Raw genomic sequence first — 20,168 nt, forward strand, 5'->3', positions numbered from 1 at the left:
GAGACGGGGACGGGGTCCTCGGCGCCGCGCAGCACGCGCAGGGAGTTCGGACGGCCATCGAGGCGCCACTCGACCAGCAATCCCTCATCGACGACGGCGGCGTCCAAATCCACCACCGCGGGCCCGGCATACGCATTGCGCCACCAGGCGACGACGTTCCAATCGTAGCCGACGCCGACGACATCCAGGGTGCCGTCGCCGTCGATATCGGCGGCGCAGGCGGACATCGCGCCCAAGCAGGCAGTGCTCACAAAACGCTTGCTCCAGCTCGTTCCCTCGCCGGTTTCGTTCTCCCAGAAGCAGATTTCTTTCAGCCCGGCATTGGTACCCAGTATGTCAGTATCACCGTCGGCATCGATATCAACGGCCATGATGGATTTGAATGTGGAAATACCACCACAATCCTGGTCGATGTATTGACAGGTCCAACCATAACCCACACCATCGAGGTTCTCCCACCAGGGGATCCTGTTCCAGAAGAGGGAATGGGCGATGATGTCATTATCGCCGTCACCATCCAGCTCACCTGCGTGAACGGTACAGGCGCCGCTACCGAGTCCACTGCCACTGCCTTCAAGGTCATTGTACGACCATTCATGACCTAAGCCGTCGATATTTTCCCACCAGGCGATATTCTGCTCGTAAAAGCCGGCACCGACTACGTCCAGATCACCGTCACCGTCGATATCGACGGGCTGGGTCTCCAGAACGTTATTGTAGTTGGTCCCGACACAATGACGAAAATTCAAACCACCGCCGTCTGTGTACTCGTACAGCATTATCAGGTGTAATCCCTCTGAGCTGCCGAGAACGTCCAGGTCTCCATCGTTGTCGAAATCAGCGGCTTTAACGTCGCTGGCTCGTTCGAAATCCTCGACGATCAGGTGTTGGGTCCAGGTCTCGCCGATTCCGTCATCGTTGGACCACCAGGCGACGGTATTCAGCTTCCCGGCGGCGCAGAGGATATCCTGATCGCCGTCGCCGTCTATATCCGTGGTATAAACGTCGCGGGCGCCGCTGAAACTCTGGCTGATGATGTGTTCGGTCCAACGCCTATCGGCGTCCTCGTTGGCCCACCAGGCCAGGGTGTGCGCTGCCTCCGCCGCGCCGACGACGTCCTGGTCGCCGTCACCGTCGATATCGGCGGCGCAGACCTCGCTGGCTCCGGCGAAACCGGTGGCGATGATGCCGAGTTCCCAGTCACCATCCGCCCGTCCGGCGGCCGCCGCGACACTGAAGAAAGCCGTTATCGCCAGGATAACTGGTAAACCCTTGCTCATGTTCGCTAACCTCGTCTGTTGTGAAACGAGGGTGACGGTATATTCAAGATGACTTGATTGACAACTCCTGCTTGTCAAAAAGCAGCTCAGGTTTCCCCGGTTGCCTGTTCACCGGCGGTTGGATAGCTGAGAATTGCTAAGCCGGTTGTTCTGGTTGTTTCACCGGCAACGCTGTGGTTAAGGTCCCTTGACGGGTCGGTTCGTCCGCAGCCGTTGAAGCGGGAGCGATCAGGATACGGGTAACACTTGTTGCATTCACGCCGGACCTGAGGCGGTTCGGCGTGTCAACCACCCCGGCCCTCGGCTCCGGCGCGTCTGCCCGGCCCTGGAGCGCCGACGAAGACCGGGGTGCGAGCGGAAGATGATCGGATGAGGTACAACTAACCCGGGGGTCGAGGACCCCCGGGGGCTGCGGGCGGTTGGGTTGACAGTGGGCCGCGCCGTTCCCGGCTCTTCTGCTGCTAACGCCGTCGTGCAGGGGGGTGGGCATCTTGCCCCGCGTCGGCGGTGGTGTGTCGACCGGGCTGCTAGACCGTCAGCTCGCCGTCGCGCAGCACGGCCCGGCCGCCGACGAAGACGTCGCGGGGCCAGCCGCGCAGTTGGCGGCCCTGGAAGGGGTTGTTGCGACCCTTGCTGTGGAAGGCGGCGGTGTCGACGGCGCGCTCGGCCTTGGGGTCGACGACGGCGACGTCGGCGGGGTAGCCCTGGGTCAGGGCGCCCAGGGCCAGGCCGAGGACGGCGGCGGGGCGGCGGCTCATGGCCTCGACGAGGCGGTTGAGGGGCAGGCGGTTGGTCAGGACCAGCTCGGTGAACAGCAGGGGGAAGGCGGTTTCGAGGCCGGAGATACCGAAGGCGGCGCGCTGGAACTCGGTCTGCTTCTCGGCCGAGGTGCAGGGGGAGTGATCGGTGGCCACGACGCCGATGATGCCTTCGGCCAGGGCGGCGACGAGGGCGTCGCGGTCGGCGGCGGAACGCAGGGGCGGGGAGACCTTGGCGTCGGTGTCGTAGCCCCGGCAGGCCTCGTCGGTGAGGACGAGGTTGTGCGGGGTGACCTCGGCGCTCAGCGGGATGTGGCGCTCGGCGGCGTAGCGCAGCAGCTCGACGGCGGCGGCGCTGGAGATCGGCGAGAGGTGGACGGGGTAGTCGAGGGCCTCGGCGAAGACGGCCTCCCGGGCGACGAAGACCTCCTCGGCGACGGCGGGGATGCCCTCGAGGCCCAGGCGGGTGGAGACGGGGCCTTCGTGCATCACGCCGTCGGCGGCCAGCTCGGGGTCCTGGGGGAAGCTGATCACCGGGGTATTGAACATCCGGGCGTAGATGATCACCCGACGCATCACGGCGGGGTTGGCCACGGGGCGGATGTCGTCGGAGACGGCCAGGGCGCCGGCGGCGGCCAGCTCACCGATCTCGGCCGGTTCGAGACCGTCCATCTGTTTGGTCATCGCGCCGATGGGGTAAACGCGGACGACGCCGTCGCGGGCGGCCCGGCTGCGGATGAACTGGACCACGGTCTGGTTGTCCATCACCATGGTCACCGTGCTGCGGCAGCCCAGGGAGGTGTAGCCGCCGCGGGCGGCGGCCCGGGTGCCGGTGGCGATGGTCTCGCGGTCCTCGCGGCCGGGCTCGTTGAGGTGGACGTTGGTGTCCACCAGGCCGGGCAGGACGAGCATCCCGGCGCAGTCGACGACCTCGCAGTCGTCGGCGGGCAGCTCGGGGCCGAACCCGGCGATTAATCCAGCGGCCAGCCGCAGGTCGCCAATCTCGTCGACGCAGTTGGCCGGATCGACGATCCGTCCGCCGCGCAGCAGGTAGTCGACGCCGGAGGTTCTCACGCCGCCTCCTCCTTGCGGGCCATGATCAGCAGGTAGAGCACGGCCATGCGGACAACGATCCCGGCGGAAACCTGCTCCATCATCGCCGGCCAGGAGCGCTCGGCGACATGGGCGCTGACCTCGACGCCGCGGTTGATCCGCCCGCCGTGGAGCACGGTGACGTCGGGCTTGGCCAGGGACAGCCGCTCGGTGTTGAGGGAGAAGAAGCGGGAGAACTCGCGCAGGCTGGGCAGCAGCTTGTCGTTGCCGTAATCCAGGCTGACCCGGGTCAGGATGATCACGTCGGCGCCGTCGACGGCCTCCTCGGTGGTGTTGTAGACCCGGCAGCCCAGCTCCTCGAGGCCCTCGGGCACCAGGGGGCTGGGGGTGCCGACGACGACCTGGGCGCCCAGCTTGTTCAGGCAGTAGAGGTTGCTCTTGGCCGTCGGGCTGTGGCGGATGTCGCCGAGGAGGGCCACCTTGAGGCCGTCGATCCGGCCCTTGAGCCGGCGGATGGTGTAGGCGTCGACGAGGGCCTGGGTGGGGTGCTCGTGGGCGCCGTCGCCGGCGTTGATCACCCCGGCGGAGATGTTGGCGGCCAACTGGACCGGCGCCCCGGCCAAGTGGTGGCGCACCACCAGCAGGTCCACCCCCATACCCTGAAGGGTGTGGGCGATGTCGGTCAGGGTCTCGCCGAGGGAGGCCTGGGCCGAGGAGATGTTGATCAGATCGGCGGAGAGGGCCTTGCAGGCGCGCTCGAAGGAGATGCGGGTGCGGATCGAGGGGGTGTAGAACAGGTTGGCCACGATCCGGCCGCGCAGGGCCGGGGTCTTCTTGACCCGGCGCGAGCTGACCTCCTTGAAGCGCTCCGCCGTCTCGAGGATCAGCTCGATGTCCTCGGCGTCGAGGTCCTGGATCCCCAACAGGTTCTTGCTCTTGAGCATTGCTCCCCCCTCGGGGGCGGTCGGATCAACCGTCGGCGCGACGGTAGAGGAAGACGCCGGGTTCGGGCTCGTCGAAGTTGACGATCACCATCTCCCCGGGCTCGGTCTCGACATGGAGGCCGATGTAGTCGGCCCGGATGGGCAGCTCGCGTCCGTCGCGCTCGGCGACGGCCAGCAGACGGATGGCCCGGGGCCGACCGAAGTCGATGATCTCGTCGATGGCGGCGCGGACGGTGCGGCCGGTGTAGATGACGTCGTCGGCCAACACGACGACGGTGTCGTCGATGGGGAAATCGATCTCCGTCGAGCCGACCTTGGGCAGGTAGCCCAGGTCGTTGAGGTCGTCGCGGTAGAGGGTGATGTCGACGAAGCCCAGGGGGACGGGAGCGCCGCTCCGGGCGGTGAGTTCGGCGGCCAGACGCTTGGCGATGACCTCGCCGCCGGCGCGGATGCCGACGACGGCGATCCGGGCCTCCGGCTCGAGGTCCTCGGCCACGGCGGCACAGAGTTCGTCGACGATGCCGTCCAGGCGCTCCCGATCGGCCACCGTCGATGTCTTGAGTAGCTGGAAATCCCTCTTGGGCATCGGGTTCTCCCGGCAGTGGTTGGGGCTGAGAGCCGCGAGCTTGGTCAGTCCTCCGGACCGATCAGGCGGGTCAGGCGCTCGTGGGCCGCGCGGACCTCGTCGGCCAGGGGGGAGCCTCCGGCCAGCTCGACGGTGTCCAGGGCGGCGCGATAGGCCTCCCGGGCCTTGATGAAGAAGGAACGGGTGGGGTAGTTGATCTGGTAGTAGATCTCCTCGAGCTCCTCGGCGTCGCCGCCCGCGGTCAGCTCGGTGTCCTGGAGCCGAACGGCGAAGGACTCGAAGACCCGACCGGCCCGGTACTTGGCGTAGATCGACAGCTCGAGGTCGCCGTAGGCGTCGGCGCCCGAGTAGCCGAAGATCAGCTTGTTGCGCAGTTCGCTGAGCTCGACGACGGCCCGCTGGACCTCCTCCAGGGAGCCGCGCAGCTCGAGCTCCTCGAAGCGCTCGGTGAACTGCTCGGCGTAGGTCAGATAGGCCTGGGCGATACGCTCGGAGCCGTAGCGCACTCCCTCACGGAAACCGTGGTTCTCGACGGCGCGGGTGTAGAGCTCGAGGGCGGCCTCACTGTCGCCGTCCTCCTCGGCCAGCTCGCCCAGGGCGGCGTAGGCCTCGCCGACCCACAGACGGTAGGCGTTGCGGCCCTGGGTCTCGTCGATGAAGTCCTCCAGCGACTCCGCGGCCGCGGCGGGGTCCTCGTCCAGCAGCATGATCCCGCGGCGCAGCCCGACGAGGGGGGCCTCCGGGCTGTCGTCGTAATCGTCCTCCAGGCGCTCGTAGAAACCCGCGGCGCGCTCGTAGTCGCCGCCCAGCTCGGCGCAGAGCCCGGCGCGGAAACAGGCCGTCGGCGCCAGCTCGTGCGCGGGATAATCCTCGACGACCCCGGCGTAGAGCCGGGAGGCGGCGGGCAGATCGGCGATCCAGTGCTCGTTGATGTAGGCGCTGCGGTAGAGGGCCCGGCCGGCGACGACGTGCTCCGGGTAGTCCCGGGCCACGGCGGCGTAGTGCTCGAGGGCGCGGCGCAGGTCGGCCCGCTGCTCCGGGGTGAGCAGACCGTAGCGCAGCTTGGGCACGGCGGCCTCGATGGTCAAGCCCTTGTAGAAGTCGGCGATCTTGGTGTTGTGGGCGTAGCGCTGGAGCAGGGTCTCGTCCTCCCCGGCCAGCTCGGCGGCGCGGCGGTAGTAATGCTCCGACTGCTCGTAGAGCCCGGCGTGGAAGGTCTCATCGCCCAGGCGTCCGGCCAGCCGGGCCGGCCAGGTGCCGCCCTTGGCGCGCTCGAACTCGGCCAGGTAGGTCTCGAAAAACTCGGCGGCGGCTTCGTTATCGCCGCGGCGGTAGAGCAGCTCGGTCTTGACCAGGGCCACCCGGGCGTCGTCATCGGGGATGCCGAACAAGGCGGGCCGCGCCTCCCGAGCGGCGAAGTACTCCTCGCAGACCCGCAGGGTGTTGTCGACCAGGTCGGGCCGGGCCTCGCCGTCGAGCTCCACCGCCCGGGCGTAAACCAGCACCGTGGACAGCAGGGCCGGCTGGAGGTAGGCCGGCAGGCCGGTGTCGGCGGCAATGCGGAAGGCGTTGCCCGCCGTTTCGTAGTAGCTGGCGGCGCGGACCTTCTTCTGGGCCTCGTCGGCGGTCTCCAACTCGGCGGCCAGCTCGGACATGCAGCGGCCGTAGCTGTAGCCGACCAGGGCCAACTCCTGGGGCGAGATGCGCTCGGCCAGCTCCGGGAACTCACGGTAGCGCTCGATGTAGGCTCCGTAGTAGTCGCCGGCCAGGCGGAACTCCTCCTGAGCCTTCTCGAGCTGGACCTCGTAGGCGTCATCGGGCTCGGGTTCGGGACCGCAGCCGGCGAGCAGCAGCGGGACGAGGACGGCGGTGGCGAGCCGGAGCGCGGCGCGGCGGTTCATCGGTCCCCCTCCCCGTCGAAGACGATCGGATAGACGGCAACCACCCGTTTGCGTCCCGGCGGAAAGCGCCAGGCCGCCACCATCGAGGTCAGTTGATCGGTGAACGACGGCGGCAGGTTGCTCTCCAGCACCTCGAGGTCCATCACGGCGCCGTCGGGGCTGATGGTGATCTGCAGGTCCAAGCGGTGGTCGGGCCGCGGCACGGCGACGTTGTAGGTATAGAGCAGGGCGATGACGGCGCTGTAGTTATCGAGGAAGCGGGTGATGCGGTTGCGCGAATAGATATAGGAACGGTCGGTCTCCTCGAGCTCGCTCTCGTCGATGAGCAGCTCGAGACCGTTGTCCGCCTCCACCGTCGGCAGGAAGCTGGCGCCGCCGTACTTGAGCTGCTCGGCCCGCCGCTGGTGGTAGAGGCCCAGACGGCCCAGGGCCCGCACGACGTAGTAGGCGATGTCGGCGTCGCCCTCGTCGGCCAGCTCGCGCTCGCCGACCTCGACGACGCGCTCGTAGAGCTCGACGGCCCGGCGGTACTGCTCGTCGGAGTCGCGCACGATCGGCGCCTGGAGCTCGGTGACCTCGGCCCGGGCGAACAGTAAACGCAGGTTCTCGCGCACGTCGGGGGCCTGGTCGTAGAGCAGGTTGAAAATCTCCAGGGCCTCCTCGTACTCGGCGTACTCCCGGTGCAGCGAGCCCAGCAGGTAGAGGGCGTCCTTGTTGTCCTCGGGGCCGAGGATCATCTGCAGCTTGGTCGCCGTGCCCTCGGGGGGCGGGTTCTCGTAGAGCAACCGCACCAGGGACTCCAGGGCCAGCTTGCGGAAGCGGCGCTCCGGGTCCCCCGCCGGCAGGGAGTCGGTATAGCTGATCAGCCGGTTGTACTCGTAGACGGCGTCGTTGACCCGGCCCAGGCTCTGCTGGCACAGGGCTCGACCGTAGAGGGCGTTGGCGTAGAAGGGCTCGTCCCGGGTCAGCTCCTTGAAACGGCCCAGGGCGGTCTCGTATTCGCCCTCGCTGAAGGCGTCGTAACCCGCCCGCAACCGCTCGGAAGGCTCGACTCCGCCGCCGCCGGTGAACAGCGCCGGGTCGATCTCGGAGCCCGGCGCGGAGATGTGGATCGGCTCGGCGGTGTAGCGGTAGACGTCGTCGGCGGAAACCACCGCGGCGCTCAGCAGCGCCAGACTGACGAATAGACGGATGGGGACCTGCTTCAAGGGCGCAATCCTCCGATTTGACCGGGTATCCCGTAGTACTCCAGTTTAGGATTATAAAAAAGCCCCGCCGTCGGGGCAAGGCCGTCAGCGGGCTTCGCCGGGGGCCGTTTTGGGCCGGGGCGGACAACTGGTCAGCGCCACCGGGGTGCGCAGGCGGCGACCGTTGAGGAAACTGCGCAGATCAAGACGCTGCTGGTTGGGCGCCTGGACCTCCTCGAGGGCCAGGATGCCGCCCTCACCACAGGCCGTAAGCCCCGTCGAGCCCTCGAGGTCGAAGATCGTCCCCGGCGGCCGGTCCGTGCGCCCCTCGCGCAGGGCCAAACGGTGAACCTTGAGCCGTTGACCGTCGAGTTCGCAGTAGACGCCGGGCCAGGGCAACAGCCCGCGCCAGCGGTCGAACAGCTCCCGCGCCGGACGGCGGAAGTCCAACCCGCCGTGCTCCCGCCGCAGCAGGGGGGCGTAGGAGACCCGTCCCTCGGCCTGGGGTCGGGCCCGCTCCAACAGCTCGGCGCAATCACGCAACGCCGCGGTCAGCGCCGCGGCGCCGACGGGGATCAACCGTTCCAAGAGCTCCGGCGCCGTCGCGCGCCGCGCAACCTCGACCTCGCGCTGCAGCAGGATGTCACCGGCGTCCATCCGCCGGGCCACTCGCTGGACCGTCACCCCGGTCCGCCGGACGCCCTCGACCAGGGCCCAGTTGACCGGCGCCGCGCCCCGGTAGGCCGGCAGCAGGCTGTAGTGCAGGTTCAACGCCGCCAGCCGCGGCAGTCCGCGCAGCCGCCGGGGCAGGAACTGGCCGTAGGCCACCACGGCCAGCAGGTCCGGCTCGTAGGCCGCCAGCTCGTCAATGAAACCGGCGTCGCGGCAGCTCTCCGGCTGTAGCAGCGGCAGGCCGACCGCCTGCGCCGCCTCCCGGACCGGCGTCGGCGCGAGACGCTTGCCCCGCCCCCGGGGCCGGTCCGGCTGGCTGACCACGGCGACGACCTCCAGCCCCTCGTCCAGCAGATGCCGGAGGGTCCGGGCGGCCACCGCCGGGGTACCGAAAAAGATGATCCGTCGCTTCGCCATCGCCTTGATTGTAACGCACTTCGGCATCGAGAACCAGTTTCATCGACCGACCGCCCCCGCCCCCCGGAGCCCGGAAAACGGCCGCGGTCGGTTATCCACCGCTCAGACCCCCCGCCGCCGGAACCGGCACGGTTTTTGCGGAGGCGGACCGTTAACACCGTCCGTAACGGTCGCCGAGATGCAAAAACCGTGCCGGTTCCGGCGGCGGGGGGTTCGGTGGGTCGGTGGATCGGCCATTTTCCGGGCTCCGGCGGTTGTGGAAAAGCCGACCCCGGGGTCGGCACGGCGTGTCGCGGCGTCGGCTGTCGACGGACAGTTACTTCCGCTGTTCGTCCTCGAGGCGGCGCAGCCAGCCCTGATCGGTGCGGGCGGCAAGTTGTTTGAGGCGGCCGCGGAGCAGCATCCGTTGGCCCTTGGCCAGGTGGTCGACGAACATGAGGCCCTCGAGATGGTCTAACTCGTGCTGGGCGGCCCGGGCGGCCAGCAGGGCCAGCTCCAGTTCCAGCTTGCGGCCTTCGAGGTCGGTGGCCCGCAGGGTGACGCGGCTGTGGCGTTTGACCCGGCCGTAGATCTCGGGCAGGCTGAGGCAGCCTTCGCGGTCGATGTAGGGCTCGCCGGCGGGTTCGAGTTCGGGGTTGATGAAGACGCGGGGTTCCTCGGCCTCGGGGAGCAGGTGGTGGTGGAGGATGAACAGGCAGCGGCCGACGCCGACCTGGGGCGCGGCCAGTCCGAGGCCCTCGAAGGCCAGCATGGTCTCGCGCATGTCGGCGGCCAGGCGGCGGACCTCGTCGTCGATGTCGGCTATCGGCTCCGCGGCGCGGCGCAGGGCTTCGTGCTCGTAGCAGTGGATAGGCAAAATGGCCAAGAAAACTCCCGAACGTGGTTTAGACCTGTTTGTGGGGGTAGACTAACATCACAATCCCGACCTGTCAACTCGGCTGTTAACGGGTCAGGGATGGGGAACAGCGGGCGGCCGACGGGCGTATCTGGAAGCGATGATCATCCCCCGATGTTGACTGTCCCCGATCGATCCAACAAGCGAGGTTGTCGACGATGCGTAAACGTATCTTATCGCTCATCATACTCGTCTTTGTGTTGACCACCGTCAGCGCCCAAGAGGGGCCGGACGGTCTGGCAGTGCTGCGCGCCCTGCAGGACGCCTTCGCCCGGGTGGCGGCTGAGGCCTCCCGCTCCGTGGTCTTCATCGAGGTCACCAGCCGGCTGGAGGAATCCGAGGAGTTCTTCTTCGAGTTCTGGGGCTGGGAGGGTCCGGAGGAGCAGCGCGGCGCCGGTTCGGGCTTCATCATCGACCCCGAGGGCTACATCATGACCAACGCCCACGTAGTGGCCGACGCCGAGACCATCCGGGTCACCCTGGCCGATGAGCGGGTCTACGAGGCCGAGCTGGTCGGCGCCGACATCGATTCCGATGTGGCCTTGATCCGCCTGACCACGGAGGAGGAGTTGGCCCTGCCCGCCGCCCGGCTGGGCGATTCCGACGGTATCCGCGTCGGCGACTGGGTGCTGGCCATCGGCAGCCCCTTCGGCCTGCAGCACTCGGTCACCCAGGGGATCATCAGCGCCACCGGTCGCCAGAACCTGGGATTGGCCAACTACGAGGACTTCATCCAGACCGACGCCTCGATCAACCCGGGCAACTCCGGCGGCCCCCTGGTCAACCTCGACGGCGAGGTGATCGGGATCAACTCGGCGATCCGTGCCGGGGGCGGCTACGGTGAGCAGCACAACATCGGCGTCGGCTTCGCCATCCCGATCAACATGGCCGAGCGCATCGCCCGCGACCTGCGCGAGCAGGGCCGGGTCAGCCGGGGTTGGCTGGGCGTCTCGATCCAGGACGTCACCGAGGAGATACGCGACGCCCTGGAGCTCGAGGAGCGCCGCGGCGCCCTGGTGTCCGAGATCTTCCCCGGCTCCCCCGCCGACGAGGCCGGTTTCGAGGTCGGCGACGTCATCCTGGCCGTCGAGGACTACCGGGTCGACGACGCCAACGATCTGAAGAACCGGGTGGCCCGGCTCGAGGTCGGCGGCGAGTACGACTTCACCATCAACCGCGAGGGCGCTGAGCGGACCCTCGAGGTCGCTCTGGGTGAGCGTCCCGCCGACCTGCAGGCCTACTACCGCGAGCTGGAGAGCGCGGAGCCGGAGAGCCTGAGCCTGGACAACGTCGGGATGGAGGTCCAGACCGTCACCGACGAGCTGGCCGAGGAGCTGGGGCTGGAGGAGGCCGTCGGCGCCCTGGTGGTCCGGGTCGAGCGCGACGGTCCCGCCGACACGGCCGGCATCCGGCGCGGCGACGTCGTACTGGAATACGACCGTCAGGCCATCGACGACGCCGGGGAGCTGGAGTTCCTGACCCGGCGCACCGCCGAGGGCGAGCCGGTTTTGGTGCTGATCTGGCGCAACGGCCGGACGAGCTTCCTGGCGCTGGAACCCTAGCCAGCCTCAGGCGCATCCCAGCTCTAGCCGGGCGGAGGTTTGCGCCTCCGCCCGGCCTCTATCATCCTCCCGGCCGACCGGTCGCCCCGCCCCCGCCCATTTCAACGCTCGCGGCAGATTGGATTGCTTTTGGCAACCCGTCTGATATACTTACTATGTAAATGGGATTAATGTACGCCGGGGTACCGGTTCGCCCCGGGCCTCGAAGAAAGGGGCGGCCATCGTAACGCCATCAGTACCATCAGCGCCGTCTTACTGCTCACGACACCCCTCGCCGCAGCCATCGACAAAGGTAAGCTGGTCGTGTGGCACCGCCAGGGCCGTCGAGTTGCCCACCGCCGGGTTGGAGGTCAACACCGATGACGAGTAACCGTGCCGAGGCGCGCTTCGAAAACGATCTGCGGAAACTCCAGCCCCCATGGAGCTACTGGCGCAACGTTCAACCGCGCAGCCTGCGTGAATACGATTTCATCCTCGCCCATCCCGACCACGGCCTGTTCGTCGTCGAGGTCAAGGGAGCGACGGACTACGAGATCGACGGCGATCGTCTCTACGTACGCTACAACGGCCGGCGCAAGGATGTCTTCGCCCAGGTCTGGGATCAACAGCGGGAGCTGATCGAGCTCTGTCGCAACTACCACCTGGGTTGCTCGGTGGGCTGGGCGGTGGCCCTGCCCCACGCCAACCCGCGGGGAGCCTTCCCCCACGCCGACAAACTGATCCGCGCCGCCGAGCTGGCCGATCTCGGCGGGCGGCTGGAGCGCTTGGCGCACAACTGGGACGAAGAGCTCAAGCGCAGCCGGGGCCTGGGTCTGGTCGGGGTGGACGGTCGCGAGCTGACGCGCCTGCGCTTGGCCTTCGAGCATGACAAGACACCGCGTCTGCTCGACATCCGCGACGATCTGGCCGGTATCGCCCGGCTGACCACCGAGCAGTTGGCCGCGGCGCGTAAGGTCGCCGGAATGCAGATCCCAACACTGACCTTCAGCGGCGGCGCCGGCAGCGGCAAGACCGTTCTGGCCCTCAAGCTGGCCGAGGAGGCCGCCTGCGCCGGCCGTAAGGTTCTCTACCTCTGTTACAACCGAGCGCTCAAGGAGTGGCTGTGGCGCAAGCGCGACACCGTCTGGGACGTTGAGGGGCTCTACGAACGCCTCGAACTGGCCCACTTCCATCGCCTGGCCCATGATCTGGCCCGCCGGGCCGGGCTGGGTGATGAATGGGACGCCGCCTTCGAGGCCGACGCGCCCTCCGGGCGGCAGAACTTTTGGCAACGCACCAGCGCCGAACTCCTGGAGCGCGCCCTGGATGAACTCGAGACGCGCTATGATCTAGTCATCGTCGACGAGGCCCAGGATTTCCGCGCTCCCTGGTGGCCGGCCGTCGAGGCCCTGCGCAAGCCAGATGGGCGCTTGATCATCTTCACCGATGAGCAGCAGGACGTTTTCGGCGCCGCCGGAGTCCCCGAGCAGTTGAACCGTGCCGCCTTCCCGCTGGACCAGAACGTCCGCAACACCCGCTCCATCTGCCGTTTCATCAATGAGCAACTGGCCGCCGAGGGCTTGGAGATCGAACTCCGCCATTGCGCCGACGCCGCCCCCGGCGTCGAGCCCGAACGGCTGACCGCCGATGAGCTGGAGCGCGCCGTGGCGGAGCTGCTCGACGGCGGTTTCAGACCCCGACAACTGGCCCTGTTGGGACCCTTCAATCTCGAGAAAAGCGCCCTGGTGGGCGACGAGTTGGCGGGCCGCAGCGTCGTCGAGCTGCGCCGACGTCCGCCCGGCGACGACGAGCTGCTCTACTCGACCATCCACAGCTTCAAGGGCCTGGAAGCCGACGCCGTCTTCGTTCTCGATGAGACCCGCCACGGCCGGGGCCTGACCCCGGAGTTGCGCTACGTTGGTTACAGCCGTGCCCGCACCCGACTGTTCGTCGTCGAAGAGCCCCGTTAAGCGGTCCTTACCCAGGATAAGCAAGCATACCCGTCGGCACATTCCGCGCGGCTGCGGGGGCTCCAAGTCCCCCAAAGCGGCGAGAATCCGTGGCCGCGGTACGGGGTTCGAGAACCCCGCACCGCGGCTCTTTACGTCTGCGAGGTGCTCGCCGCTATTCGCGGGACCGGCGACCGCCGTGGCCGCCCGCCGGGGTCGAGCCGGGCCGTCACGGTTGTTGCATTGACGACGGACCGGGGCGGTCCGTCGTCGCAACAACCGCGCCGGCCCTCGAGGCCGCTGTGGTTTCAGCGTTGTTGCAGTGCCAGGCGGATTCGCCGGGCGACCTCGGCGGCCGTTGCCGGACCGTAGGCCGGGCTGAAGGGCAGGCTGAGCCGTTCGCGTCCCAGGCGTTCGGCGATGGGGAACAACCCCGGCCGGGTGCCGAGGCGTTCGCGGTAGAAGCTCATCAGGTGGAGGGGGTGGAAGTGGAGGGCGGTGGCGGTGCGCAGCTCGTGCAGGCGGGCGGCCAGCTCGTCCCGGGACAGTGTACAGCGGTCCTCGAGGACGCGCACGGTGTAGAGGTGCCAGGCGTGCTCGTCATCGGAGTCGGCGGCGGGCCGCGCCGGGGTTTCGATGCCGGGCAGGTCGGCGAGTTCCTCATCGTAGGCGGCGGCGAGTTCCAGGCGGCGGCGGCGGTTCTCGGCCAGTTTGTCGAGCTGAACCAGGCCGAGGGCGGCGGCGATATCGGTCAGGTTGTACTTGTAGCCCAGGGCGGTGATGTCGTAGCCCGGGCGGCCGTCGGCGGCGTAGCGGTTCCAGGCGTCGCGGTCCATGCCGTGGAGGCGCAGCAGCCGCGCCCTTTGGGCCCATTCCTTCCGCGAGGTGACCAGCATGCCGCCCTCGCCCGTGGTCAGGTTCTTGGTGACATAGAAGCTGTAGCAGCCGGCGTCGCCCAGGGCGCCGAGGGGCCGGCCGCCGCTACGGGCCTCGACGGCGTGGGCGGCGTCGTCGATCAGGGCCAGATCGCACTCGGCGCAGAGCTTGATGAAGCCGTCCATCTCGACGGGGTAGCCACCCAGATGGACGGGCATGACGGCCCGGGTTTTCCCGGAGAGGGCGGCCCGGGCCGACTTCGGAGTCAGGTTGCCCGTCGCGGGGTCGACGTCGGCGAAGACGGGCCGCGCCCCGCGCTGCAGGATGACCTCGCCCGCCGAGACGAAGGTCAGGGGGCTGGTGATCACCTCGTCTCCCGGTCCGATCCCGGCGCACTCGAGGGCCAGGTGGAGGGCGGCGGTGCCGCTGGCGACGGCCACGGCGTATTCGGCGCCGACCAGTTCGGCGAAGCGCTGTTCGAACTCCCGGGTCCGGGGCCCGTGGGTCAGCCAGCCCGAGCGCAGGACCGCGCTCACGGCGGCGATTTCGCGTTCGTCCAGCGCCGGCGGCGAGAAGTCGATGGGCTCTAACTCGTTCATCATAAAACACTTATCTCGGTATTGGTCAGCAAATCCGCTGAGGCTCTTACCCGTTCGATCGTGGCGGCGAAGTAGTCCGCGTCGATTTCCACCCCGACGGCGTTCCTGCCGGCCTTCATCGCAGCGACGGCCGTCGTGCCGCTGCCCAGGAAGGGATCGAGAACGGTGTCACCCACGAAGGAGAACATCCTGACCAGGCGGTCGGCCAGGGCAAGGGGGAAGGGGGCGGGATGATTGCGGGTCGATTCACCGCCCAGGCGCCAGATCTGCTGGAACCAGAGATTGAAACGCTCGCGCTCGATCATGCTGAGTCGACGTTGCTCCTCGGTCGGTTTACGATAACCCCCGGGCTTGCGCTGCATCAGGATAAACTCGATATCGTTCTTGATGATGGCGTTGGGCTCGTAGGGCTTGCCGAGAAAGCGACCTCCACCCTCGACCTCCGTGGTGGCGTTGGCGATTTTGTGCCAGATAATGGGGTTGAGGTTGTCGAAGCCGATGCGTCGGCAGCGAACCGAAATATCCGCATGCAGGGGCATGACGAGGTGACGGCCGTGTTTGCGTCGCGAGAGGCAGACATCACCGACCACGCAGCACAGGCGGCCACCGGGAACCAGGATGCGCAAGCTGTGCCGCCAGACCCGATCCAGTTCCTCGAGAAACTCCTCGTAATCCTCGACGTGCCCCAATTGGCTCGCCGAATCGTTATATTTTTTCAGGGTCCAGTAGGGCGGCGAGGTCACCACCAAATGACAGCTCTCGTCGTCGATCCATTCCAGCTCGCGGGCGTCACCGCGCTTTAACAGCACGGAGATCCGCCGACCACGGTCGTTCCTGCGCGCCTTTTCCGCTTCGCGAAAACGCTCCTCGACGGAAAGGGATTCGTAGCTCTTCGGCGCATCAGTCATGGATTGCCCCCCCGGCAGTGGGCGATCAGCGACTTGATAAAGCCGGCGAAAGTCAGTGCTGGATTAGGCTCACTGTAGCCCCCGCGGGCACCGCTCGACCGCTCGGACAGGATCAGGCAACTGCGAGTATAGAGGCGCTCCAGGACCAGTCTCTCTCCCAACAGCTCGTAACGCCGGGCGTAGGAGGTGTCATTGAACTCGTCAAAAACGGAGAAGAAGGGTTGACTGATCCGCACAACGCTTCGCGAGGCCGGGCAGTCCTCCAGCAGCATCAGGTAGCCCAGCCAGGGACTAGGCACCGCGCCGAAGGCCCGCTCGCGGTAAGCCGTATGGAGGTCCTGGGCTGAGCCCACGGCTTCTTCCACCCGATTGTTGAAGTTGTTTCCAAAGGACGGGCCAACCTGGGATTTCAACTCCACGACGGCGAGGAGTCTCTCGCCGTCTATTACCAGCAAGTCCCAGCGTTTCGTCGGACGGTAGTATCCCGGCAGGTCGAGACGGGCGTCGAGCTTGATCCATTCAGACGGGATATCGTTTTCCACCAATAAAGCTTTAAGCAGCCTGAGAAACCCGTCCAGTTGCTTTCCACCGGTAACGGCCGCCCGACCGTCCCGATCCCCTCCGCCCACACGGGAAGCCTGTCCGGAGCGCACGCCCCAGAAGTGCTTGACGGCTTGGGCCAGTCTGTCTTCCAGCGTCTTGTTCACGGCACTATCTGCACGGTGTCGGCCCAGATGTGGGTCATCTCCTCGATGTAATCCGCGGAGCCGCCGACGCCGACGCGCACCGGACCCTTGGCCAGCTCGCCCTTGATGTACAATAGCTCGTTGGTGAAGCCGCTGAAGTGGCAGTGGACATAGCGTCCGCGGTCGGTGGTCAGCATCAGGCTGGCGTTGCCGCCGTCGACGATGTTGACCTCGACGACGTCGCCGTAGACCACCTCGGTGCCCCGGGGCGTCTCCCAGTGCAGGTCCCAGCCGAAGGAGCCGCTTTCGCCGTCCAGCTCGGCCAGCAGCCGCCGGGCCCGGTCCGAGGGGCTGGACTCCAGCTCGCGGCGCACGTCGCTGTGCACGCCGGCGTCGTCGGACTGCACGTAAATGTGGAACAGGGCGTCGAGGCCCTCCTCGCCCAGCTTGGCCAGCTCGACGATCAACTGCTCCCGGGCCTGGTCGCCGGTGATCGGATCGAAGAAGGCGGCGAAGAAGACCGGCACCAGCTCGGGGTCCCGCAACTGCCCCAGGGCCTTGACCGCCTCGGCCTGGATCGTGCCGTCGGGGCTCTTGAGGCCGGGCAGGTAGGCGTCGACGGGCACCTCACCCATCTGCCGCAGCGCCAGCAGGGCCGCGCTGCGCATCTGCGGATCCTCGTCCAGCACCATCTCGGCCAGCGGCTCGATGGCCCGCCGGGCGTTCATCCGCGCCAGCACCGGCGGCACCGCCACCCGCACCTGCGCGTCCGGATCGCTCTTCATCGTCCGCACCAGGGCCATCGTCGCCCCGCGGTCGCCGACGGCGTCCAGGGCCTCAATGATCGCCAGGCGCAGGTTGGCCTCGTCGGTGGTCTCCAGCCCCTCGGCCAGCTCAAAGACGTAATCCCGCTCGCCGTTGAGCGCCTTGACCCTGGCTTCCTCGATCTCCCCCAGGTCGCGATAGCCCGCGCAGCCCGCCGTCAGTAGCAGACCCAGCAGCATCGCCGATAACAGTCGCCTGAGCATGACCTTGCGCATCATTCACCTCGCGGGGGGCTGATCCGACCCTGTTGATTATAAACCAACCCGGAGCTTAACTCCATGCACGAGCCGCTGACCAGTCTGGCCGCCGGGCTCTGCCACCGCCTGCCCACGCTGACCCCCGGCCTGCTCTGCTTCCGCTGTCTGGGGCTTTACGGTGGGGTCGGGCTGGCCGGGCTGTACCTCGTCCTCCGGCATAGGCGCCTTCGACGGCCGCCGAACGCGACCCGTTGGCTCCTTTGGCTCTGCGCCGCGCCCCTGGTCGTCGACGAGCTCCTGGTGACCCTCGGCGTCTGGAGCCCGCCGGGCTGGTGGCGCACACTGAGCGGCGCCCTCGGTGGCGCCGCCCTCTACATCCTGCTGGCCCTGCTCCTCGTCGGCCTGCGCCGGAAGAAAACCGCCGACGAACCCCGCCCCGCGCTCCGACCGCTACCGCCCGTCGCCGCTGCCCTGACCACCGGCCTGCTCCTTCTCGGCTGGACGGCCGTCCTCGACGCCCTGGCCCTGGTCGGGGCCGCCCTCGTCTTCTGGACCGTCGGCGCTCTCATCTGGGCCCGGCTGCCCGCCGAGGATGCCCCCGCCCGCTTCGTCTGGACGGCCCTGGCCGCCGTGACCGGCGCGGCGCTCTGGCTGCTGCTGGTCATCCTGCGCGGCGCGCTGGGCTGAGACGCTCGTGACATTGACGAAGCGCTTTCTCGGGGCTATATTACAAATTGCGAGAACGTCAAGCAATCCAGCGAACGTGCAATCCAGCGAACGTGAGATATGTAAAAGCGAGAAAAGCGAGAAAAGAGGGATCATGATGCGCAAGCTCATACTCGTTTTACTATTAGTTTTCAGTTCCCTTGTTTCCGCTCAGACTGCCAGCGCCACACGCGGCATTGATTATCAAAACACGGGCCAAAGTCCCTATGTTGGTCCCCATGAAGGTGTAAGGTTGTTGTGGTATAAGCCCTGGACGGGTTATGGGCGTATAACGATGGATTCACAAGGGTATATATACCATAATTTATATAGTCAGAGCGGTAAGTTTGATATCAATGGAAATTTAGTAGCTACTTATGATCACCCTGGTCAGTGGTTTTATTCTTGGTGGCCGGTTATATCCCCTGACGAAAGCAACGTAATAATTAAGAATATAATAATACAGAGTAATTATCAAGATGGAATTTACATAGAGGAAGGTGTAATTTCTAATGCTGGAGAATTCTTTGGTAATTTTACTGATGATGGTAATCCACTTTTATTTGGTGAATTATACGATGATGATGTATACTATATTAAGGAGTATGCCATATCAGGAACTGAAATATGGGGTGAAGTAATTAATAACTATGATTATCATAACTTAGGCTTTTATCCGACAATAACATATTCTAGTAACATCATTTGCGCAAATACATACCAATATCCATACGGCGGAGGTGGTGGCGAGTATGACTGGTTCTACGATATGAATGGCAACAGAACTATCGATGAAGATAATAATGTGTATATAGTGCTAGCAGACTATCCTTATTCATATCGAGCTGCTGTTGACGAAGAAGGAAATGAGTTGTGGAGCTATACATATGATTTCGATGTAAATCCAGAAATGTATCTGCGTTACATTTCTTATCACCCCGATGGTTTCCTGGTAGTCAACGGTTATTCTCTATTCGCCTTTGATCCCACTGACGGCTCCATCCTCTGGGGTCCGGTGCTGGAGGATAACCATGTTGATCCAACAGATAAACCGATTATTGATGCTGATGGGTATATCTATACAGCAGAGTCCGGTGTTTTTGATGATTTGGTATGCTTGGATAGTTCCGGTACTGAGGTCTGGCGAGAAGAGGTTGAATTACCAATTAGCGGTAATCCCGAGTGGGGACCATTTGAACATACAATAATCGCACCAAATGGCAATCTATACTATGTCGGCGGCACAAGCGAAGATGGCCGATTCATGATTTGCCTGACCGCCTCCGGCGCCTGGGTCAACGACACCAACTTCGCCGCCGAGGTCAACGACGACGGTAACGTCGAACTTAAGTGGACCGATACCCCCGAGTGGCCCTTCCACAGCTACGTGGTCGATCGCGTGATCAAGGAAGACCACTACGCCGGCGTCCATCCGGTACATGAGCAGCCCCTGCCCGCCGACGGCGGCCCCTACGAACTCCTCGACACCGACCTCGAACCCGGCCAGACCTGGGAGTACACGCTCAAGGCCGTCCGCGGCGACGGCATCACCCACCCCTACGGCCCCATCGAGGTGACGATCCCGGACCCACGGGGCCGGGCGCTGTTCCTCGATCACCCCTATCCCAACCCGGCCAACAGCGCCGTCACGCTGGAGTACGAGCTGCCCTCCGGCCTGGACACCGTCGAGCTGACCATCTACGACCTCTCCGGCCGCGGCATCACCACGCTGGACCTCGATCCCACCCCCGGCCGCCACTGCCTCATCCTCCCCACCGACAGCTACCCCCAGGGCGTCTACCTGGCCCGGATCGCCGGCGATAACGCTAGCGCAACCCGTCGGTTCGTCATCAGCCGCTAACGCACGATTGCCATGATGCACGTAGGGCGGGTCGTGGGATGAATCCCCCGCCCCCCGGCGTTAATCGACAGCCCTGTAGGGCGGGGACTGGCGTCCCCGCCGCCGTTCGTACGACAACACCGATCCGCACCCAACCGCCGATAACATAGGGCCGGCGGGTGTTTTTGCCCGCAGACCTCCCGCCAATGGGAGGTCTGCGGTATGCAAAAACCGTGACGGCCCGGCGGGCGGGATAGAAACCCCTACCGAGGCGATTTCCACACCACCGCGACGAGCGACCATCACCACCCTCGCATAAATGGAACACCCGGCAAATCTCTACCGTATT

The 20,168-nt window shown here is 66.0% G+C and carries 16 protein-coding genes; 4 read left to right on the forward strand and 12 right to left on the reverse strand.

Annotation, left to right across the window (positions count from 1 at the left end; translation table 11 throughout):
• The 8 genes from GF399_11460 to def form a co-directional block, all read right to left on the reverse strand.
• A partial coding sequence (locus GF399_11460; protein MBD3400929.1) for a hypothetical protein occupies nt 1-1,280 on the reverse strand: 1,280 nt, incomplete at its 3' end.
• A 527-nt stretch (nt 1,281-1,807) separates the two neighbouring features.
• The gene (locus GF399_11465; GenBank protein MBD3400930.1) at nt 1,808-3,112 is read right to left on the reverse strand and encodes an amidohydrolase family protein; all 1,305 of its coding nucleotides are present in this window, start codon (nt 3,110-3,112) and stop codon (nt 1,808-1,810) included.
• Nucleotides 3,109-4,035 (reverse strand): aspartate carbamoyltransferase catalytic subunit, encoded by a 927-nt coding sequence (locus tag GF399_11470; GenBank protein ID MBD3400931.1) that lies wholly within the window; start codon nt 4,033-4,035, stop codon nt 3,109-3,111. The genes GF399_11465 and GF399_11470 overlap by 4 nt, the downstream gene beginning before the upstream one ends.
• A 25-nt stretch (nt 4,036-4,060) precedes the next feature.
• On the reverse strand, nt 4,061-4,621 hold the full coding sequence (gene pyrR, locus GF399_11475) for a bifunctional pyr operon transcriptional regulator/uracil phosphoribosyltransferase PyrR (protein ID MBD3400932.1): 561 nt from the start codon (nt 4,619-4,621) through the stop codon (nt 4,061-4,063).
• 44 nt (nt 4,622-4,665) lie between these two features.
• Complete coding sequence (locus GF399_11480) at nt 4,666-6,522, reverse strand: tetratricopeptide repeat protein (protein MBD3400933.1); 1,857 nt, start codon at nt 6,520-6,522, stop codon at nt 4,666-4,668.
• On the reverse strand, nt 6,519-7,730 hold the full coding sequence (locus GF399_11485) for a tetratricopeptide repeat protein (GenBank protein MBD3400934.1): 1,212 nt from the start codon (nt 7,728-7,730) through the stop codon (nt 6,519-6,521). Before GF399_11485 ends, GF399_11480 begins: the two co-directional genes overlap by 4 nt.
• 84 nt (nt 7,731-7,814) lie before the next feature.
• Nucleotides 7,815-8,825, reverse strand: a complete 1,011-nt coding sequence (locus GF399_11490) for a methionyl-tRNA formyltransferase (GenBank protein ID MBD3400935.1) — start codon at nt 8,823-8,825, stop codon at nt 7,815-7,817.
• Between the two features lie 289 nt (nt 8,826-9,114).
• The gene (gene def / locus GF399_11495; GenBank protein MBD3400936.1) at nt 9,115-9,663 is read right to left on the reverse strand and encodes a peptide deformylase; all 549 of its coding nucleotides are present in this window, start codon (nt 9,661-9,663) and stop codon (nt 9,115-9,117) included.
• 188 nt (nt 9,664-9,851) lie between these two features.
• On the opposite strand from def, the gene GF399_11500 reads away from it, so the two are divergent.
• Nucleotides 9,852-11,255, forward strand: coding sequence for a PDZ domain-containing protein (locus tag GF399_11500; protein ID MBD3400937.1), 1,404 nt, complete (start codon nt 9,852-9,854; stop codon nt 11,253-11,255).
• Between the two features lie 359 nt (nt 11,256-11,614).
• Nucleotides 11,615-13,204 (forward strand): AAA family ATPase, encoded by a 1,590-nt coding sequence (locus GF399_11505; GenBank protein MBD3400938.1) that lies wholly within the window; start codon nt 11,615-11,617, stop codon nt 13,202-13,204.
• 287 nt (nt 13,205-13,491) lie between these two features.
• Here GF399_11505 and GF399_11510 read toward each other — a convergent pair whose 3' ends face one another.
• Genes GF399_11510 through GF399_11525 form a run of 4 tightly spaced genes read right to left on the reverse strand, consistent with a single transcriptional unit; the run spans nt 13,492 to nt 17,295 of the window.
• Nucleotides 13,492-14,661, reverse strand: a complete 1,170-nt coding sequence (locus tag GF399_11510; GenBank protein ID MBD3400939.1) for an aminotransferase class I/II-fold pyridoxal phosphate-dependent enzyme — start codon at nt 14,659-14,661, stop codon at nt 13,492-13,494.
• Nucleotides 14,658-15,566, reverse strand: a complete 909-nt coding sequence (locus GF399_11515; GenBank protein MBD3400940.1) for a site-specific DNA-methyltransferase — start codon at nt 15,564-15,566, stop codon at nt 14,658-14,660. The genes GF399_11510 and GF399_11515 overlap by 4 nt, the downstream gene beginning before the upstream one ends.
• The gene (locus GF399_11520; protein ID MBD3400941.1) at nt 15,563-16,261 is read right to left on the reverse strand and encodes a restriction endonuclease; all 699 of its coding nucleotides are present in this window, start codon (nt 16,259-16,261) and stop codon (nt 15,563-15,565) included. Before GF399_11520 ends, GF399_11515 begins: the two co-directional genes overlap by 4 nt.
• 8 nt (nt 16,262-16,269) lie before the next feature.
• A complete protein-coding gene (locus tag GF399_11525; protein MBD3400942.1) occupies nt 16,270-17,295 on the reverse strand; it encodes a hypothetical protein in 1,026 nt (341 codons plus the stop codon).
• A 60-nt stretch (nt 17,296-17,355) separates the two neighbouring features.
• Between GF399_11525 and GF399_11530 the strand changes: the two genes are divergently transcribed.
• Both GF399_11530 and GF399_11535 read left to right on the forward strand, forming a co-directional pair.
• On the forward strand, nt 17,356-17,961 hold the full coding sequence (locus GF399_11530) for a DUF2085 domain-containing protein (protein ID MBD3400943.1): 606 nt from the start codon (nt 17,356-17,358) through the stop codon (nt 17,959-17,961).
• Nucleotides 17,962-18,094: 133 nt separating this feature from the next.
• The gene (locus GF399_11535; GenBank protein ID MBD3400944.1) at nt 18,095-19,840 is read left to right on the forward strand and encodes a T9SS type A sorting domain-containing protein; all 1,746 of its coding nucleotides are present in this window, start codon (nt 18,095-18,097) and stop codon (nt 19,838-19,840) included.
• Nucleotides 19,841-20,168: the final 328 nt, after the last annotated feature.

This window comes from Candidatus Coatesbacteria bacterium, from assembly GCA_014728225.1.
In the GTDB taxonomy this organism is placed as follows: domain Bacteria; phylum RBG-13-66-14; class RBG-13-66-14; order RBG-13-66-14; family RBG-13-66-14; genus WJLX01.